General features: G+C 41.8%; 15 protein-coding genes. 9 read left to right on the forward strand and 6 right to left on the reverse strand.

Translation table 11 applies throughout. From position 1 onward, the window contains the following. The first annotated feature begins 262 nt into the window (after positions 1 to 262). The 4 genes from AC1HCU_RS13440 (at position 263) to AC1HCU_RS13455 (ending at position 8603) form a co-directional block, all read left to right on the forward strand. Positions 263 to 3163: an SNF2-related protein gene (locus tag AC1HCU_RS13440; RefSeq protein ID WP_286861122.1), complete on the forward strand. Its 2901-nt coding sequence runs from the start codon at positions 263 to 265 to the stop codon at positions 3161 to 3163. Positions 3164 to 3391: 228 nt separating this feature from the next. Then, positions 3392 to 4120 carry an Abi family protein gene (locus tag AC1HCU_RS13445; protein WP_294079877.1) on the forward strand — a complete coding sequence of 243 codons (729 nt, stop codon included), beginning with the start codon at positions 3392 to 3394 and terminating at the stop codon, positions 4118 to 4120. Between the two features lie 66 nt (positions 4121 to 4186). Next, positions 4187 to 5866: a site-specific DNA-methyltransferase gene (locus tag AC1HCU_RS13450; RefSeq protein WP_286861117.1), complete on the forward strand. Its 1680-nt coding sequence runs from the start codon at positions 4187 to 4189 to the stop codon at positions 5864 to 5866. A 58-nt stretch (positions 5867 to 5924) separates the two neighbouring features. After that, complete coding sequence (locus tag AC1HCU_RS13455; RefSeq protein WP_480366727.1) at positions 5925 to 8603, forward strand: DEAD/DEAH box helicase; 2679 nt, start codon at positions 5925 to 5927, stop codon at positions 8601 to 8603. A 299-nt stretch (positions 8604 to 8902) separates the two neighbouring features. On the opposite strand, the gene AC1HCU_RS13460 is transcribed toward AC1HCU_RS13455, so the two are convergent. Continuing rightward, a complete protein-coding gene (locus AC1HCU_RS13460; RefSeq protein WP_286861110.1) occupies positions 8903 to 9139 on the reverse strand; it encodes a hypothetical protein in 237 nt (78 codons plus the stop codon). Continuing rightward, a complete protein-coding gene (locus AC1HCU_RS13465; protein ID WP_286861108.1) occupies positions 9136 to 9369 on the reverse strand; it encodes a hypothetical protein in 234 nt (77 codons plus the stop codon). Before AC1HCU_RS13465 ends, AC1HCU_RS13460 begins: the two co-directional genes overlap by 4 nt. A gap of 51 nt (positions 9370 to 9420) precedes the next feature. On the opposite strand from AC1HCU_RS13465, the gene AC1HCU_RS13470 reads away from it, so the two are divergent. Together AC1HCU_RS13470 and AC1HCU_RS13475 are read left to right on the forward strand one after the other, a co-directional pair. Continuing rightward, a complete protein-coding gene (locus AC1HCU_RS13470; protein WP_286861105.1) occupies positions 9421 to 10041 on the forward strand; it encodes a hypothetical protein in 621 nt (206 codons plus the stop codon). Then, positions 10041 to 10379, forward strand: a complete 339-nt coding sequence (locus AC1HCU_RS13475; protein ID WP_480366729.1) for an HD domain-containing protein — start codon at positions 10041 to 10043, stop codon at positions 10377 to 10379. The genes AC1HCU_RS13470 and AC1HCU_RS13475 overlap by 1 nt, the downstream gene beginning before the upstream one ends. A 59-nt stretch (positions 10380 to 10438) precedes the next feature. Here AC1HCU_RS13475 and AC1HCU_RS13480 read toward each other — a convergent pair whose 3' ends face one another. Further along, complete coding sequence (locus AC1HCU_RS13480) at positions 10439 to 11881, reverse strand: IS4 family transposase (protein WP_480365226.1); 1443 nt, start codon at positions 11879 to 11881, stop codon at positions 10439 to 10441. A 161-nt stretch (positions 11882 to 12042) separates the two neighbouring features. On the opposite strand from AC1HCU_RS13480, the gene AC1HCU_RS13485 reads away from it, so the two are divergent. Together AC1HCU_RS13485 and AC1HCU_RS13490 are read left to right on the forward strand one after the other, a co-directional pair. Next, positions 12043 to 12261 carry a hypothetical protein gene (locus AC1HCU_RS13485; protein ID WP_480366731.1) on the forward strand — a complete coding sequence of 73 codons (219 nt, stop codon included), beginning with the start codon at positions 12043 to 12045 and terminating at the stop codon, positions 12259 to 12261. 338 nt (positions 12262 to 12599) lie between these two features. Continuing rightward, entirely contained in the window at positions 12600 to 13577 is a 978-nt protein-coding gene (locus tag AC1HCU_RS13490) for a hypothetical protein (protein WP_286861099.1), read from the forward strand. A gap of 266 nt (positions 13578 to 13843) precedes the next feature. Here AC1HCU_RS13490 and AC1HCU_RS13495 read toward each other — a convergent pair whose 3' ends face one another. From AC1HCU_RS13495 to AC1HCU_RS13505, 3 genes are all read right to left on the reverse strand, one after another. Beyond that, positions 13844 to 14251, reverse strand: a complete 408-nt coding sequence (locus AC1HCU_RS13495; protein WP_286861096.1) for a Fic family protein — start codon at positions 14249 to 14251, stop codon at positions 13844 to 13846. 63 nt (positions 14252 to 14314) lie between these two features. Continuing rightward, positions 14315 to 14983: a Fic family protein gene (locus tag AC1HCU_RS13500; protein WP_286861093.1), complete on the reverse strand. Its 669-nt coding sequence runs from the start codon at positions 14981 to 14983 to the stop codon at positions 14315 to 14317. 179 nt (positions 14984 to 15162) lie between these two features. Then, positions 15163 to 16557: a hypothetical protein gene (locus AC1HCU_RS13505; RefSeq protein ID WP_480366734.1), complete on the reverse strand. Its 1395-nt coding sequence runs from the start codon at positions 16555 to 16557 to the stop codon at positions 15163 to 15165. Between the two features lie 517 nt (positions 16558 to 17074). Between AC1HCU_RS13505 and AC1HCU_RS13510 the strand changes: the two genes are divergently transcribed. After that, positions 17075 to 19513 carry a TonB-dependent receptor gene (locus AC1HCU_RS13510; protein WP_286861087.1) on the forward strand — a complete coding sequence of 813 codons (2439 nt, stop codon included), beginning with the start codon at positions 17075 to 17077 and terminating at the stop codon, positions 19511 to 19513. Positions 19514 to 19529: the final 16 nt, after the last annotated feature.

Consider the following 19529-nt stretch of genomic DNA (forward strand, 5'->3'; position numbering starts at 1 on the left):
CAATGTGTAAACAAATTCACCCTGACTCTCCGGAACACCCAATCAAGTACCCGGATCTCATATCACATTTACTGACCTTCATCTGGACTTGCGCTTCAGTCTTAAAATCTAACAAATGTATGCATGAGACAAGTTGTCAAAATCTCCATTTATTTTTGCCCTTTTTCTTCGTACATTCTTGATGATTGATTATGAATGTTTTTTAACAAAATAATTGTACATTTGTGTTTAGTAGAACGATCGATGCAATTTTCATGGGAATATGAATCTGACTTCATATCAGGCCAAATATTTTTCGCACGAACTTACCAGGCAGCTTCCTTCAAACGATATAGGGAAATTCACTGTTTCGCTTCAGGATGCGCAAGTCGATCTCAATCCACATCAGGTTGAAGCAGCCCTGTTTGCATTCAAGTCTCCGCTCTCGAATGGAGCGATCCTGGCTGATGAAGTGGGACTAGGAAAAACTATCGAGGCCGGAATTATTCTCTCCCAACAGTGGACCGAACGAAAAAGATGCCTGTTAATTATTTGTCCGTCCAACCTCAGGAAACAATGGAGCCAGGAATTGGCCAATAAGTTCTTTCTACCCTCTGTGATTCTCGAAACGAAATCGTTTAACAACGAGATCAATGAGAAAAACTTCAATCCATTTCATCAGAAGGACAAGATCGTTATTTGTTCATTCCAGTTTGCCAAGTCAAAAGCGAGTTATGTTGAAGCGACCAACTGGAACCTGGTGATCATTGATGAAGCGCACCGGTTGAGAAATGTGTACAAGTCTTCCAATTTGATTGGGAATGCCATCAGACAAGCGCTTCTACCCAGAAAAAAGGTTCTGCTTACTGCTACTCCTCTTCAGAATTCGGTACTCGAATTGTATGGTTTGGTCAGCATCATCGATGATTTCGTGTTCGGTGATCTGAAAAGCTTCAAAAGCCAATATAGCCGCCAGCTTGAAGAAGAGGATTATTATGAGTTGAAAAAAAGACTGCAGTCGGTCTGTAAGAGAACACTCCGCCGGCAGGTGTTGGAATACATCAGTTACACTGAGCGGAGAGCAATCTGTGAAGAATATATTCCCCGGAGCCAGGAACAGGAATTGTACGATGCCGTTTCTAAATACCTGCAAAAGCCAAAACTGTATGCCTTGCCCAGGAGTCAGAGGCAGTTGATGACGCTTATCCTGCGTAAACTGCTGGCCTCATCAACCTATGCCATTTATGGTACTTTCGACACATTGGTCAAAAGGCTCGAATCCATCGTTGAGAAACATGAAACTGATATTGCCGATTTATTCTCCGATGAATATGAGGCGTTGAATGAAACAAGGGATGAGTGGGTCGAAGATGAAGAAGAGAGCATCGTGGAAGAAGAACAGCAATATTCCGATGCTGATATCCAGGGAATAAAAGAAGAGATCGTAGTTCTGAAGGAATTCCGCGAACTGGCCAGGGTAATAAAGAAAAACTCGAAAGCTGATCACCTTTTCATTGCGCTGGACAAAGCTTTTGAACAGTTACAACTGTTGGGGGCCAACCAGAAAGCACTGATCTTTACCGAATCTAGGAGGACCCAGGAATATTTGTATAATCTCCTGACAGAGAAAAAGTACAAAGATCAGGTTGTTCTGTTCAATGGCACAAATAATGATCCACAGTCAACCAAGATCTATAACCGGTGGCTTGAAAAGCATAAAGGTACCGACAAGATTTCCGGATCACCCACCGCAGATAAGCGATCCGCGATAGTCGATTATTTCAGAGACAATGCGACCATCATGATTGCAACCGAAGCGGCATCTGAAGGGGTTAACCTGCAATTTTGTTCGTTGGTGCTGAATTACGATATGCCCTGGAACCCGCAAAGGATTGAGCAAAGAATTGGTCGCTGTCACAGGTATGGACAAAAGTTTGATGTGGTGGTCAATTTTGTCAATATCCGGAACCAGGCCGATGTACGTGTATATGAACTGCTGGAGCAGAAGTTCAGGTTGTTCGATGGTGTCTTTGGTGCCAGCGATGAAGTGTTGGGTGTTATAGGCAACGGGGTCGACTTTGAGAAGAGAATAGCCCAGATATACCAGGAATGTAGAACGACCGAAGAGATTCAAAGTGCTTTCGATGATTTGCAGGAGGAGTTGAAACCTGCCATCTCAGAAAAATTACAGCGTGTTCGTTCTATCTTGTTGGAAAATTTTGATGAGGAGGTGCGGGAGAAGTTGAGGGTCAATTACGATAAAACGAGATCCTACCTCAATTCTTTCGAACAAAAATTGTGGAAGATAACCAAGTATGTGTTGAAAGACGATGCATTTTTCAACGACAGTGATTTCTCATTCCATTTGCCCGGGAATCCCTTTCACGATGTGACCATTCATCCTGGTTCTTACAAGATGCTTCGTACCGAGGAGGGGAAGAAGAAAAGCGATATCGTTGTCCCGGATGATACGAACATCTACAGGGTAGGGCACAAATTGGCGCAACGCATCTTGCAGGAATGCAAATCGCTACCCACACCGGTGCGGATGATCGAATTCAATTATACCGACACCCCTACGCTCATATCCTCATTGAACGGTTTGATAGGCAATTCCGGATGGTTGCGGGTGGAACAATTGAACATCAATTCGTTTGAAGACGAAGATTATTTGTTGTTGTCCTGTATTACGGATGAGGGCGCTGAGATTGAGCCCGAAATAGCCCAAAGACTCTTTTCATTGCGGACAGAAGAGAAAGATTTGCTATATTTAGATCCCGAAACTGAATCACGTCTGTCAAAGAGCATCGCCAGGTATAGGCAGGAAATTGTTACCACCAATGCATTGCGAAACAGAGATTTTTTTGATATTGAGATGGACAAGCTCGATCAGTGGGCCGATGACATGAAGATTAGCCTCGAGAAGGAAATAAAGGATCTTGATGCTGAAATAAAGCTCCGGAGAGCAGAAGCAAAGAAAATGCTCAGTCTCGAATCAAAAGTAGCGGCACAACGTGAAATAAAGAAACTGGAAAAGGAACGCAATGAGAAGAGGCAATCATTGTTTGTTTCTCAGGATGAAATTGACGAGAGAAAGGAGAACCTGTTGACGGATATTGAAAAGATGCTGGATCAAAAACTGATTCAGGAAGAGGTGTTCACGATCAAATGGAGGGTGATATAAAAAAAGCCCGTCGAAACGGGCTTAATTCTTTTCACTTATTTACGTTTACAGGTTGTGTAAAGAGGCTTGAATAAGTATTACGATGCAAATATAGGGATCATAAATGATAATTACAAAAAACTGAAGGATTAAATTCCGGTTTATTTGATTATTTAACTTTTTATGTCTGTGGACATTGACATTATAAGGAAATATATTTCTGATGCGCGATTGCAAAACTACTTGGATGTGAGTCAGAACAATTACCCGAAAGCGTTGAAGCTTTATCAGGCGAATGTACGATTGTCCCAGTCCTTCTATCCTCTTTTGTCACTGGTGGAGGTGATCCTAAGAAATGCATTGAATGAAGAACTATCACGACATTTCAATGACGCCGATTGGCTCTTGAATCAGGTAAATGGTTTTATGATGGATAATGCTTTGATTTATAGAGATCGAACCGGAAAGATTAAGGAAAATTTCTTTCTTAAATCAAGTGTTGAAAAATCCATGAAAAATGTTCCCAAACCCATTTCACAAGGCAAGATTATCGCTGATCTCAACTTTGGTTTTTGGACTGCGCTGTTTAATGTTACACATTCGAGAATATTAAAAGGGGTTCCTATGCGCATCTTTGTGAATTTACCTCAGGGATTCAATCGGAAGAAAGTTTGCGAGATACTGGATAAGGTGCGCGATTTCAGGAACCGGGTGTACCACAATGAACCCATCATTTTTAAGATGAAGGATGATGGTACGGTTGAATTCAATCTGAACAAGGCTGAATCAATATACGGATATATCAAAGAGTTTTTTTCCTGGTTTGATCTTGATTTCAACCTTTGGACCAAGAGGATCGATCACGTAATGTATGAAATCGAAAACGCAAAATGTGTGATGAACAACTATCCGGGAAAAAAGTACTATATGAAGAGACTGTATTTCGATCTGATACATTTCAAGGATATACATTCATGATTGTGTGAATGGCAAGTGACAGCAAGACAATTCAAGATGATCAATTGATTAGAAAGAAACAATATAATGGCAAAGAAACCACTTCAAAAACTCGAACTCACCTGGATTGGAAAGGGTGATGAATCCAAACTTGAACCACGCATCCTGGTGGAGAATCCCGAATACTCCTACGGTGACCCCGATTCGGAGAATATGCTGATCCATGGGGACAATCTTTTGGCTTTAAAAGCCTTGGAACAGGACTATGCGGGCAAAGTGAAATGCATCTACATCGACCCACCCTATAATACAGGCAATGCTTTTGAACATTACGATGATGGGGTAGAACATAGTCAGTGGCTTAATCTAATGAAACCTCGATTAACTCTATTGCGTAATTTATTATCAAATGATGGATCCATTTGGATTTCGATCGATGATGATGAAAGCCACTATCTGAAAGTGCTTTGCGACGAAGTATTTGGTCGTCAGAATTTTATTAATAATGTGATTTGGGAAAAAAAATATTCGCCACAAAACGACGCAAAATGGTTGTCCGACAGTCACGATCACATATTAGTATACGCAAAAAATAAAGTAATCTGGAGACCTAACCTTTTGCCTCGTACTGAAGAAATGGATAAACGTTATAAAAATCCAGATAATGATCCAAGAGGACCTTGGAAACCGGCTGACTTTTCAGTGAGAACATACACACCATCAAATGATTATCAAATTGAATTGCCATCTGGCAGAATCGTGTCTCCCCCGAAAAGTCGCTGTTGGGTCACTTCAAAAGAGAGATTTTATGAACTAATGGATGATAATAGAATTTGGTTTGGTATTACCGGCAATAATGTTCCGTCAGTTAAAAAGTTTTTATCCGAAGTGCAAGATGGTATTGTATCTAAAACTATATGGTTCAGAGTAGAGGTTGGAGACAATCAGGATGCAAAAAAAGAAGCAAAAGCTTTTAATTCGGTTAGTGTGTTTTCTACTCCCAAACCTGAAAAACTTGTTGAGAGAATAATAACTCTTGCATCTAATGAAGGAGGTCTAATTCTAGATTCCTTCCTCGGCTCAGGAACAACAGCTGCTGTTGCCCATAAAATGGGAAGAAGGTACATCGGAATAGAATTAGGTGATCACGCTTTCACCCATTGCTACCCAAGGCTAAAAGCGGTAGTGGACGGAGAACAGGGTGGTATCAGCAAATCGGTCAATTGGAAAGGTGGTGGAGGATTTAAATACTACACCCTTGCTCCCAGTTTGTTGAAGAAAGATAAGTTTGACAATTGGATCATTAGCAAGGAGTACAATGCCGATATGTTGGCAGCAGCCATGGCAAAACAGGAAGGGTTCAAATACAATCCTCACGATTCAATCTATTGGAAGCAGGGACAAAGTTCAGAAAGAGATTTCATCTATACAACCACGCAATTCCTCACGCTGGAATCATTGGATCAGATCGAGGACGAGATGCAGCCCGATGAAACCTTGTTGATCTGTTGCAAATCGTACCAGAAAGAGTGCAAAAATAAGTATCCCGGGATTACGATCAAAAAAATTCCTCAGATGCTGTTGGGCAGATGTGAGTTTGGAAAAGATGATTATAGCTTTAATATAATCAACAGCCCACTAATGGAATCAGATATTTCAGATGAAGAATCCGAAACTTCAATTGAGAAAATTTCTGTTCAGGAATTATCGGATGAAAAAAAGAAATCCACTAAAAAGCAGAAGGATTATCCCGGACTTTTTGACTAACCATATCTATTAACCGGTCGAATGAACCATTATTATACACAAGCATAAATTCAACAGAATGAACAGTACAGCAAGATACATCAAGCAACGTCTTTCTCTGCGCGAACCTTTGCAAGAGTCTCTCGATATAGTAGCCAGGTTAACCGAAATCCTTTCCCTCGAGAAAAATGTTGATCTTTCGACAGAATTGGAGAAAGTGAAAAACCTATATCCTTCTTGCACCGACTTCGAGCGCGACTTTCCTTCAATTGCCTTTTCTATCGCCACTGGTGTGGGCAAGACTCGATTAATGGGGGCAATTGTTTCGTATCTGTATATCGAAAAAGGCATCCGAAACTTCTTTGTACTGGCTCCCAATCTTACCATTTATGAAAAACTGATTGAGGACTTTGGCAATCCTGCATATCATAAATACCTGTTTACCGGAATTTCAGAATTTGTACACAATCGCCCGGTCATAATTACCGGAGAAAATTACAACGAACAAGGTCGACTGTACGAGAAAGAAGAGATCAGGATCAATATCTTTAATATTGCGAAATTTAATTCGGAAAATAGGGGGACAAGGAGAGGTGGTGTCTCACTTGCGCCAAGAATCAAGCGCCTTTCTGAATACCTGGGTCAATCCTACTGGGATTATCTTTCTAAATTAGATGACTTGGTGATCCTGATGGATGAGGCACACAGATATCACGCTGATGCTTCAAAGAATGCGATCGATGAACTCAAACCGGTACTGGGTATAGAACTTACTGCAACTCCTTTCGACGATGCAGGGACTATGTTCCGGAATATTGTGTATGAGTATTCGTTGGCACAGGCCTTGGCTGATGGGAAATACGTGAAAAATCCGGCGATCGCAACAAGAAAGAATTTTGTTAAGGGTAATAGTACTGATAGGGATATTGAAATATTGAAACTGGAAGATGCGATCAGCATCCATCAGGATACCAAAACTGAACTGGAGATTTTTGCTTTGAACAACGATGTGAAAATGGTCAAGCCATTCATTCTTGTCGTTTGCAAGGATATAACCCACGCCTCGGAAATATACAATTTAATTAATTCTTCCGAATTTTACAAGGGTGAGTACATGGGTAAGGTACTTCAGATTGATTCTTCCACCCGGAATGACGAGGATATAGAATCGCAGTTTGTCTCGCTCGAGAGTCCCGACAACGAGATTGAAATTGTGATTCACGTGAATATGCTCAAGGAGGGGTGGGATGTGACCAACTTATACACGATTGTTCCGTTGAGAGCGGCTAATGCATCCATTCTTATTGAACAGACCATAGGACGGGGCCTGCGATTGCCCTATGACGGCAAACGGACGGGTGTCGATAAGATCGATAAGTTGACGGTGGTTGCCCACGAGAATTTTCAAGCAGTAATTGATGCTGCCCAGGATCCCAATTCCCTATTGAATAAACTGAGTTATATTGAGGTTCCGGAAGAGGACTTGAACAGCAAGTCCGTGCCGGTTATGTCCAAACCGGTGGTGGATGTAGCTTTTGAAAAGGAGCAGGAGAAAGTAAACACGATATCCGACAAGGAGGTAAAACAGAAAGCGCAGAACAACCTGGATGCCAAAATGGCTATCATTCATGTGCTACCCGACTTTAATGCACTGCCTGAAGTGCGGAATGTGAATGATTTGAATAAACCTGAAGTGAAAAGAAAGGTAATACGCCAGGTAGAAGAGAACCTCACCAAGGGGCAATTGAATCTATTTGCTGATGATATCCTGAAAGAGGCTGCCGAAGTATATGATACAATGGTCAATGAGTATAAGAAGAATATCATTGAAATACCACGGATGGACCTGGTACAGGGTGATGTGACAGCGGAATTCAAGTTTTTTGACCTGGACACCACCTACCTGAATTACCAGGCATTGAATCAGGAGATCATCCGTCTCGGACTTAAAGACAAGGTTGTGGAAACCCTGAAAGCAAAATCAAGCGGATCATATGGTTATCCTGTAAAAATGATTATTTCGGAACTCATCGATTATCCGGAGATCGACTATGACGACAATGCAGAATTGTTGCACCACCTGGCTACCCAGGCATATAACGCGGTAGCGGAGAATATCGAGAAAAAGGATGAACTCCTGCAAACAATATTCCAGTTTAAAGCGACAATTGCTGAGAAGATCTATCAGCAGATGAAGTCGCCTGATAATTTTATCTTACACCAATCCGAATACAAGGCAAAGAGTGTGCTGCCTTTTCAGAAGATCGAACCTTGGAATTTTTCCGCGTTGATCAATTTTGGTTACAAGGACTATCGGGAGGCTGTTCCCCCTGCATTGGTCCCAAAGCTTGTTTTCAGGGGATTTGAAAAAGCGTGTCATTTCGAATACAAGTTCGACAGCAAAACCGAACTCGATCTCTCTTTTGTACTGGAGACCGATGCCAACGTGTTGAAATGGTTAAGGCCGGCTCCCAATCAGTTCAGAATGTATTGGGACAACAATTCAAAAAAGTACGAACCTGATTTCGTTGTGGAAACTTCCGACGCGATCTATATGGTTGAAACCAAAGCCTCAAATGAATTGAATAATGACGATGTGTTACAGAAGGCAGCCGCAGCATTAACCTACTGCAAGAATGCCACTGAATTTACTTCCCAAAATGGAGGAAAGCCCTGGCAGTACCTGTTGATTCCACACACGGTAGTAAGCAAAACTGTTTCATTCAATTTTTTGATTGGCAGCTACAGAATAGTATAAGTACATCATTCAAGGTTTTCATTTTCCTTGGGTATAAACCACCTGAGTTGGCGACAAGAATCTTCTCCCAATTCAAGTGTTAGACAGTATGGCTCTTAAGATTATCCACGATTTTACCTATTTGGAGATATTATGTAGGTTTCAAAATTATTTGAAGAAATTAAAAAACTTACAGGAGGAGTGAGGAAACAAGTGATTATATCTTGAGAAATGTCCAGTTTTTATGCATATAAACTGGACAAATATATTATTGAGGCAAAGGATAGTATTGTATGAAAATAACTGATTACATATCCTGTTCACCTATGCCGACTTTCTCCCGGAGGTGAATCAAAAGGAACAGTCAGTAAAACATGCTCCTTGCATGACGATATCACACCGGCAGCGCCATCAACCGTCGGGGCTACGTTGTATTTTAAACCGTACTTGGGGCGTATAAGCTCTTTCATGTTGCCTGCGTACTCGTGGATGTCTCCAGCGATTGTCAGTTCCGTTCCATTCCCTCGCTCCACTCGCTGCGGCTCGCGCCTTGTCACTCCGCAAGGAAAAACACGTCGCTTCGCTCCGCAGTTTTTCCATTGCTCCGTTCCGGCTCAAGGCTGCATAACCTGTTCTTGTCTGAATTTAAACCATGAAGAAAAGTATCAACAATTAATTTCATTGGTTCAGAAATAATCACTAAACTTGCAATTGCAGTTTGAATCAATTGCATGGATGCTAAAATACACTTTTTCTGAAACTGACCTGATTTTTTTATCACTACCATTTCATTGATTTATCAATCCATTGTCTCAACATGTAACAAGGCCCTTTCAATATGAGTGAATTAAATCAAATTATACCGACTCCGAAAAATGGAACCGAAGATTTGACTTTCAACGGACAAAAGACTGAATACAAACTATTGGACTTTTGGCGTTGGAGTGTGTCAGATCTTTTGAGTAACGCTACACGTGGGAGATTAGCCGAATTTATTGTTGGAACAGCAGTTGGTTTGAATCCGGATCATATTCGAGACGAGTGGGGTGCCTATGACCTGAAAACGGAAGATGGCATAAAAATTGAAGTGAAATCAGCGGCATATATCCAATGTTGGAGTCAAAAATGTTTTTCAACGATCTCGTTTTCGATAAAACGATCAGTTTATTGGGATCCGGTAACGAATATTGAGTCTGTAAAATCTAGAAGACACGCTGACCTCTATGTATTCTGTGTTTTAAAACATAAAGACCAAAGTTCAATTGACCCGTTAAAAATGGAACAGTGGGATTTTTACATCTTACCGACTTATCGACTGGATAATTACGAAAGAAGTCAAAGTTCTATCACATTGAACTCTTTGCAAAAACTGACCGATCCTGTCTCTTATATTGATTTAAATAACCGGATTCAAAAAGCTTTTTTGGAACAATCAAATTACATTTCACATTCAGTTTAATGATGCAAATACAAAAACTATATCAGCAAGCCATTTCTTATGCTGCTGAAAAGCATGCACAGAATAACCAAAAAATACCTGGTACCAACCTTCCTTATGTTGTCCATTTGAGCAATGTCGCCATGGAGTTATTTGTCGCTTCATCAGCAAATGATGGGTTGAACATGGAGTTTGCTGTTCAGGTGGCATTGCTCCATGATCTTATTGAGGATACAGATACTACTTGTGAAGAAATTGAGGATCGATTTGGAGTTGAAATTATGAATGCTGTGAAAGCATTGACGAAAAATAATAAACTCATGTTTCGCACTTCCCTCAAACCATTGACAAAGAAATAGAAGGGAAATGCATTATTATCTATATCTCTGTACTATAACATTTTATATTTTACAATTTCTCAATCGTCCTTAACCATCACCGAACAACACAGTGCAATGATCATGGATTCTGCTTTTGGATTGGCCAACATTTTTTCAAGTAAATCATCGGCATCCATCTCCAATACCTCGCATACTGAGCAGACTAACTCGATGAACAGCCCCCATAGCCGTCTGTCGAGTGTTTCCCTGAGCACATCGGCGTTCATTGACCGATAGAGTGCCCCTTTCGACTCGTAGTTATCGTACCGGAAACGCAGTGTCAATAACAGATAGGCTATCATGCTGATGGTCGTTTCTGCTACCTGGGCGTCAAAGTTACTGGATTGACATCTTCCCAGGTTCAACAATTGCTTCGATTCTCGATTGAACACCTCCACAACCCATCTTACCTGGTAATGCCCGATCAATCCCTTGAACGTCAGTTTCGTGTCCGTCGTCAACAAAACCTTCCATTTGTCACTTTTGCCCCGACGACTAAAGAAGAGACAGATCTCAACACCTTGGTACAGCACTTTGGCCTGTTTGTACTGGTAACCCAGGGAACGGCAGCGCCTGGCTTTGCCCAGCATGTTATTGATCTGGGAGTGGGTCAGGCTCTTACCCTGGTACTCAAACTTAGTCTTTGCAAATTTGTACATCCCGATCAGGTGAACTTCCTTGTCCTTCACACTCCGGATAGCCTGTATCAACGCATCGCAAGTAAACCAGCTGTCCACCAGGACGTAATCAACACGAAGCCCGCGATAGATGGCCGTGAAAAACATCCGCAGGACCATCTGGATCTTGTTCGTGTCCAGTTCTTCCACACGTTTAGCGGTGTACGAGTCCCTGATACGCTTGCAACTGTATTGCTTGCGGATCTGCTTTTTGGTCATCCCAAAGGGGCGTTCCTGCTTCTTCCCTTTCTCCCGGTGAAGACTGAAATCCAGTGGTATGGAGGACTTACCGTCCCAGTACATCATCACCAACAGCTTGAATCCAAGCACGTAGCTGTTGGTTACATGATCCCATACCTTTCCTATCTTCTCTATACGCTTACCGGTTTTAGACAGGGTGGTGTCATCGAAGATCAGGTAACGGGATGAGGTATCATCTACATCACTATCTTTGGACGTCACCGTCAGAAAACGATGCACAAGATGCCACATAAGCATCCGCCAGCATATAATGGGACTATTTTTCAAGCGATAAAACACATCCTTGCCCATGGTGGAACCTTCACCTGTGGGGCTGTTCAGATAGGAGTTGACCGTCTTGTCCGAACTGACCACCATGGAGACCAGCAGGGCCAGGACCATTTTAAAATCATATCCCCGGGTCTTGAACCATTTGAACTGTGAAAGGCCTTCGCTTAGCTTCAACGCCTTGAAGCGGCTAAAAATATCTTCAGCGGAAACCCTGCCGGGGGTAAAGTCCGCTTTCAACTCTTGAATCTTTTTAATATCTTTGTCCTGCAGCATATTTTAATGGTTTGGTTTCCATCGCTAAGATAATCATTTTCAATGATATATTAGCTAAAATATGCTGCTTTTTTTATCTCTTATCCTCTGATTATCAACTTCATTTTTAACTGCGAAACATCAGTAATAAACTTCCAAAAGATCAGCAGCTAGCAGACAGCTTGATAAGAATCAAGAAATTACAACCAGAAGTTTGGGCTGTTAAACTTGCCGATAGAATCACAAATCTTCAACCACCACCTCAGCATTGGGACAATGAAAAAATAATTCAATATCAGAAAGAAGCCAGAACGATTTATGATGAGCTGAAGCAGGGCAACGATTTTTTAGCTAATCGTCTAAAACAGAAAATTGAAGAATATTCTGACTACATAAAATGAAATACCATTGAGAAAAGGATCAAAGCTCTCAAATGAAGACGGAAGATATCTGGGGTGTAGGTAAAAGAAATAGTTAACGGAATCTCGGGTGCTGAAAAAATGGCGATCACTGTTATTCTCTGCAAAAGGATTTGAAGGAAATCTTACGCTTGAGCTGATGTTGTTTGCCAACATTGGTTTGAGACAGATCTACAAGCAGTTCCGATATTTCAAGCGGGATGGGGTAATATTGATCAATCTTCAAAATCATGATACCCATTCATATCAATAAATAAATTGGGATAAATCATAATTATTAACTAAACTTGTACATTAAAGTTTATTTTAAACATAAAAACATGACTCTGAAAGAAGCGGTATTAAAAAGTTTGGAGGACATAAATGATGTTACGAACTATTTGGCTGTATTAGATCATATTAATGCCAACTATTATTATAGTTTTGGTGATGCAAAAACTCCCAGTGCAACTGTCTCTGCAATATTAGGTGATTTTATTCGAAATGGAGATAGTCGTGTTAAAAGGATCAAACAGAACGGTGGAGCATATTCTTATTACCTAACCAAAAATGAACAGAAAATAGGCCTTGATATATTAAGTGGTGAGAAAGTAATCAGCGAAAGAGAAAAGATGAAAGCCAGAATACATAAAACCTATGAGGAAAGATCATTGCATAAACTCCTGAGTTCATTTCTTAAAAACACAGAAACCTATTCTAAAACTATTTTCCACGAACATTCAAATGGTAAAGACAATAACCAAATCTGGACTCACCCAGATATGGTGGGCGTGAAATTTTTAAATTTACAAACAAAGGCTAGTCAGAATCTACTCAAATCAATTAATCGGGTTGACACTTTCAAGTTAAGTGCATATGAACTAAAAAAAGAAATTAACAGCGATAGCGAATTGAAAAAGGCATATTTTCAGGCCGTTTCAAATTCAAGCTGGTCAAACTATGGTTATCTAGTAGCTTTTGAATTCAGTGATAACCTATATGATGAAATGGAAAGACTTAATCAATCTTTCGGAATCGGGATCATTGAACTTGATGCCAATCCATACCAAAGTAAAATACTTTTTCCTGCAAAATATCGTGATCTGGATTTTAAAACCATCGACAAGCTCTGTAACATGAATAAAGAGTTTGAAAAATTTGTCGTTCAAATTGAAAAACTATTGTCGGCAAGTGATAAATATGTATCCGGTGCCGAAAAAGAACTTGATGAATTTTGTGATAAGTATTTCTCCAATGATGCTGAAATAGAGGATTATTGCAGTACAATGAATATTCCAATAACTATTGAATTTCAATAATTCATTCATTCTAACCGTAGCCGGGGTAATTACCTGGAAAGCAGTTTGGCAAATCATTTTGACACTTTAAATTTGTGAATTAAGACAATTTGCTTGTATTGCTACTCCCGAAGACAATACCAGATCGTGGCTTTTCATAGTATCATGGAACGAAAACCGGTTGCAAATCGCGATTGATTCCCGAATGATTTTTTTTCCCATCTCCTTGGTGATAGCTAATGGTACGACAATAAAATCATGTATGATAATTATCTCGATAGAAGAATCTACTTGAAATAGTTGATATACGACTGGAACATATAGAGTTTGTACCGCTGAGCACCAGTGATCTCTTTGATAATCTGTAATCGTTCCAGGTCGGCAAGTAGGTTATATACTGTTTGTGGGGACTTGCCGGTCAATTCAACCAGCTCTTTCGCTGAAACGATTGATTTCCCGTACAGGTGATCGACCACAAGCCATGCATCTACACTTCGTTTCCCAAGTGCATCCATCTGCTTTTCGATAGTTTTCTTCAGTTGCATGATCGAATCCAACGTTTGTACCCCTTTCTTGGAGGTCTCAATCACTCCCGAAAGGAAATATTTCAGCCCCTGGTTGATGTCACCATGGCTCCTGACGCGCATCAGGCTGTCGTAATAAAGGCTCCGGTGTCGTTCAAATAAATCCGACAAATAGAGGGTCGCTTCAGCACATTCTTAGAGACAAGATAAAGTGTGATCAGCAGACGTCCTGTTCTACCGTTGCCATCCAGGAAGGGGGGGCTCGAACTGATAATGGATCAAGGCGATTTTGATCAGGTTGGGGAGAGGATCCTCCTGGTTGTTTGCGAACTTCTCCAGATCCGACATCAACGCATCTACCTCATGGTGAGCCGGTGGGATGAAGACGGCGTTGTGTAGAGTGGCACCCCCGATCCAATTCTGACTCTTGCGAAACTCTCCCGGTTGTTTTTGATCACCCCTGACACCCCGAAGGAGCACCTTGTGAGCCTGCTTGATCAATTGTGTGGAGAATGGCAGAGCGTGAAGCATCTCCACGGCTTCTTTCATGACGATGATGTAGCTCTGCACCTCCTCCCAGTCATCTCTCTTCTCTGCACTGATCTCAGATTTTAAAAGAAAGGGCTCTTCAATCTTTGTCTGGGTTCCCTCAATTTTTGAAGATTGTGTCGCCTCCTTGGCAATGTGCATCTGGGTGAGCAGGTCTATGTCCACATACTCGGAGTACATGTCAAGCCGTCCCAGGAATCTGTCTGCCTTGCTCAGCAGGCTGATCACCTCCATGTCATCAATCATCCAATGTCGGTTAAACAGGGTTGGCTGAAAGTTCTTGTACCCTCCCTGGCTGACGAATGTGCCCGATTGAAACTTTTTTATGCTATTATTCCCTCGTAATTGGAACAAAGATAGTGGTAATTCTAATGAAGTGGCATATTATTAGAATTAAACAATTCTTATTCTAAGTTTTCCGGCTTCTTTTGTTGTTTCCTTTTATTCTTACTTCTGGCGAAGTATTGCCGGGCACGCTATTCGATAGTATTCAGGTTGATGCTATTTCCGCTTTATCTTGTTATAACTCTGACTTAATCTAAAGTGGTGAAGAGAGATACTCCTCCCCCTTCTATGTCCTTCAGAATGGTTATCTCATTATCGACATTCATCCTCATCAGCAAGTAGTGCTTGTCTGACATCCGATAAGTACCAAGCAAGATACCGGTTTCTGAAACATCGAGAATGTGAGCGACCGTATATCCTTCGAGCCCGGTACGATCTAATGTGAAAACGGAGGTGGTAGTTCCGTCATCGATGTTCACCCGTGTGAGTGCAAAACTATTCTTATCAAAATAGTACATCTGGTCATTTATCACCATATTAGCCTGAACGGGACAGGGTGTCTCACTATAGGACTTCTCGCTCGACAGGTCGACCAACGTGGTAACCCCTGCGTGATAATGGCTATAAATCACTCTTCCAGCCACATAGGAAAGGTTGGTCGAGGTAGGGAAATTATTGGCAAATGGAAGGTTAATTTCCCTTACCTTCTCGAACTGTCCATTCTTCAAAGTCATCAGGTACTGTCTGGGTTCGTGATAAGGGGTGAAGGTGTAACTCTTCTCGTCGTAGTCGCCCATAAAAGAGTAAAGCGCCATGATTCCTTCCTTACTGCTCCACACAAAGTTACATACGTAAACAGGAGAGTCGGCATTCGTTTTCTTTACAGTCGGGATGAGTTCGCCAGGCTCTCCGTCTGCGCGAACGGATCGCATCCACTGCCCGCCGGCGAGTCCGTACAGCACATTCCCTTCGCCATCCACGCAAAAGCCCCATACCGTCTCGTGCTCAACCGAGAGGGGCTTATATGTAAATTCCCCGCCGGGAACCGGCGAGGCACGATACAGGATATGTGGGCAGAGTCCGCTGTTGTTGCAGCGAATGGCTGTATAATAGAGGTTATTTTCCCTGTCTTTCACGATATCCAGAAAATCCCATTCGCTATCAATGTAGTTGGGCCGGAAAGACCGCCTGTTCACGCTTTTGTTATAGATTATTTCGTTGTTCCCGCTAAGGCTGGGAATATACTCTTCTGGTATCTCGGAGGCCTTGCCGTCGCTCTTTCTAACAAGGTAGATCTTACCCGTACTTCCTTGTTCACGAAAGATCATAAACAAATAGTCACCCAGATCGCGCACATAGAAAGGTATTATCCCTCTGATCTTTTTGCCCGCATGATCACGGTATTCCACTTCATACATTTGTTCACCGCTGTCTGCAGTGGATCGAAGGGAGGGGGTACATTTCACGCCATACAGTGTTGCCTCGGCATCATGTGTGGCTATAAAAAGCGATTTAGCCTCCTCTATGGTCATGTGTCTTAATTTCCCGGCTTGTTCTTCTCCATCAATTGTATCTTGGCAAGAGAGGAGGATCAGGGTAAAACATAACACCGAGGTGAGACTGTAAAATCTAATAGGTTTCATAGTAGAATGTATAATAGTATTTGTTTTAAGAGATGTCCAGGTACACTTTTCTAAAGTAAAGATCACTTGTCATGATATTACAAATATATATATAAATTCTTTCCCCCATCCCTGTTAGACGCAGTTTCTGAGACGAACAAATCAATTGTCAAAATGATTCCTGTGTAGGAATCTACTTGAAACTATTGATATACAGCTCAAATACATAAAGTTTGTATCGCTGAGCGCCAGTAATCTCTTTGATGATCTGCAATCTTTCCGGGTCAACAAGCAGGTTATATACGGTTTGTGGGGATTTTGAAAGAAAGTTTTTTAGACTTTTGTCCGGGTTTCCTCATTTATTAAGGATTGTGTCGTCTCCTTTCTTCAAAATCAGGCGTTAATTTCATTTCCATTCAATATTTTTCATTAGCTTTGTGATGATCAAACAATACTCAGGGTTCAGCATTGACTAAAATTGGGATAGTGGATTTTGTATGCTACATCCAGAATCTTATAGTTTCCTGATTCCTTTTCTATGAAACGAGCATGCAAAACGTTTACACCCGTGCTGACGAATAACAAGAATTATTGTGTAAAGATATTTATTATTGGCAGTATCCTATTGTTGGTCAGTCTGCATGTATCTGCCCAAAAAGGCAGGATAGAAGGTCGTGTCTATGATGAAAAGACCAATGATCCGCTGGAATTTGCCACTGTACAGATTCAGGGCACGCTCACAGGCGTATCCACAGATATCGGCGGAAACTTTATACTTACCGGCGTAGATCCCGGGTTTGTAAGATTGATGGTGAGTTATGTAGGATATGAAACCACGTTGTCCCCTGAGATACAGGTGCAGGGAAATCAGGTAACCTTCATTGATATAGCTGTTCCGGAGGTCACAACTTTAATAGAAGAAGTGGTGATTAGGCCCCACATGAATCTGAAAAAAATAGAGAGCCCTGTTTCTTTCCTGACTGTGGGCGTAAGCGACATAGAAAAGGCTGCCGGTGTGAACCGTGATGTCTCAAAGGCAATACAAACGCTTCCCGGCGTAGGAGCGACAGATCCCAACAGAAATGACCTGATTGTACGGGGAGGAGGTCCCTCGGAAAATGTGTTTTATCTTGACGGTATTGAGATACCTGTTATTAATCACTTCGCCACCCAAGGTTCTTCAGGAGGTGTGGTCGGCATAATCAATCCTGATTTCGTGAGGGAAATTAATTTCTACACCGGTGCATTTCCTGCAAATCGCCCCAATGCTCTCAGCTCGGTAATGGATATTCGTCAGAAAGACGGCAGTCGTGACCGTGTCCATACACAAATGGCTGTAGGTGCTTCAGATGCTGCTCTTACCATGAATGGCCCGGTGAGCGATAAATCAACCTTCATTGTCTCCGCCCGGCAGTCCTATCTTCAGCTGCTCTTTAAACTGATCGGCCTTCCCTTTCTGCCCACTTACAACGATTTCCAGGTAAAATACAAGGTCCAGATAGACCCGAAAAATGAATTATCCTTTATTGGTCTGGGAGCCGTTGACAACATGACGCTTAACACGGATCTGCAGGACACCGGAACAGAGGCACAGCGTTATCTGTTGAGTTACCTGCCCGTTTATCAGCAATGGAATTACACAGTGGGAGCGGTATACAAACATTTCGGTAACCGGTTCTTTGATACTTGGGCACTGAGCAGGAACATGCTTCGAAACAGCAATTACAAATATCAGGATAACGATGAAAAACTTCCAAAAATATCTGATTACAAGTCGGATGAAGCGGAAAATAAAATTCGTTTTGAGCGAAGTTATCCCGACCTGCCGGTGAAGATTCTGGCTGGTGGGGGTGTAACCTATTCACGTTATACCAACCATACCAACCGTAAAGTTTTCACGGATGGCATCCTGACAGACCTGATATATCATACAGGGTTGGACCTGTGGTCCTACCAGGCATTTATCCAGGCTTCTGATACCTATTTCAACGAGAGTCTGTCGTTATCATTGGGTGTGAATACCATTGGCAACAATTTCAACAGTAACATGAAGAATCCCCTGGGACAGTTTTCCCCACGTTTTTCAGTATCATACAGACTGAATGATCAGTGGGATATAAACGGCAACGTGGGCAGATATGCCATGCGTCCGGCATATACCACAATGGGATTCAGAAATAAAGCGGGAGACTTTGTCAACAAGAATGAGCAGCTCAGACATATCATCTCACATCAGGCTATTGCCGGCGTTGAGTTCCGGCCTGACACAAGGTCAAGGTTCAACCTGGAGGGTTTTTTCAAGAAATACCGGAATTATCCCCTGTCTGTGGCTGACGGTATGAGCATAGCCGGGAAAGGAACGGAGTACGGGCAGATTGGTGACGAAGAGATAATATCTTCCGGAAAAGGACGTGCCTATGGAATCGAGTTTTTCGGGAAGATAATCCACATGGAGAGGCTCAACTCTGCAATCACCTATACCTTTTTCAGGAGTGAGTTCACTGACAGTAAGGGTACCTTTCGTCCCTCCAACTGGGATACAAGACATATGGTCAACCTTACAGGAAGCTATAAACTCGGCAATAACTGGAATCTATCCGCACGCTGGCGCTTTGTGGGAGGATCTCCCTATTCTCCCGTAGATCTTGATCTGTCTACAAGCAAGGATGCCTGGAGTGTGACAAACCAGGCATATATCGATTATGAGAATTACAATACGTTGCGTCTGCGCAGTTCTCACCAGCTTGATCTTCGGATCGATAAAGAGTTTTATTTCAACAAATGGATGTTAAACTTCTATGTGGATGTGCAGAATGCCTATAATTTTCAGTCGGGAAATCCTCCGATCTATACAAACAAGGATATAAACGGGAAAGTCATGGAAGATCCTGATGACCCGCAAAGACACAGACTTCGGGAGATAGAAACTTACAGCGGTACCGTATTGCCCACCATAGGAATTATGGTGAAAATCTAATCACAATGTAGTTCCG

The organism is Proteiniphilum sp. LBM24028, from assembly GCF_056629195.1.

What these genes read in the sequence shown, in the direction of transcription:
- AC1HCU_RS13455 (WP_480366727.1), top strand. Translation starts at nt 5,925, where the DNA reads ATGAACAGTACAGCAAGATACATCAAGCAACGTCTTTCTCTGCGCGAA.
- AC1HCU_RS13465 (WP_286861108.1), bottom strand. Translation starts at nt 9,369, where the DNA reads ATGGTAGTGATAAAAAAATCAGGTCAGTTTCAGAAAAAGTGTATTTTA.
- AC1HCU_RS13480 (WP_480365226.1), bottom strand. Translation starts at nt 11,881, where the DNA reads ATGCTGCAGGACAAAGATATTAAAAAGATTCAAGAGTTGAAAGCGGAC.
- AC1HCU_RS13510 (WP_286861087.1), top strand. Translation starts at nt 17,075, where the DNA reads ATGAAACGAGCATGCAAAACGTTTACACCCGTGCTGACGAATAACAAG.
- AC1HCU_RS13450 (WP_286861117.1), top strand. Translation starts at nt 4,187, where the DNA reads ATGGCAAAGAAACCACTTCAAAAACTCGAACTCACCTGGATTGGAAAG.
- AC1HCU_RS13505 (WP_480366734.1), bottom strand. Translation starts at nt 16,557, where the DNA reads ATGAAACCTATTAGATTTTACAGTCTCACCTCGGTGTTATGTTTTACC.
- AC1HCU_RS13440 (WP_286861122.1), top strand. Translation starts at nt 263, where the DNA reads ATGAATCTGACTTCATATCAGGCCAAATATTTTTCGCACGAACTTACC.
- AC1HCU_RS13470 (WP_286861105.1), top strand. Translation starts at nt 9,421, where the DNA reads ATGAGTGAATTAAATCAAATTATACCGACTCCGAAAAATGGAACCGAA.
- AC1HCU_RS13490 (WP_286861099.1), top strand. Translation starts at nt 12,600, where the DNA reads ATGACTCTGAAAGAAGCGGTATTAAAAAGTTTGGAGGACATAAATGAT.
- AC1HCU_RS13475 (WP_480366729.1), top strand. Translation starts at nt 10,041, where the DNA reads ATGATGCAAATACAAAAACTATATCAGCAAGCCATTTCTTATGCTGCT.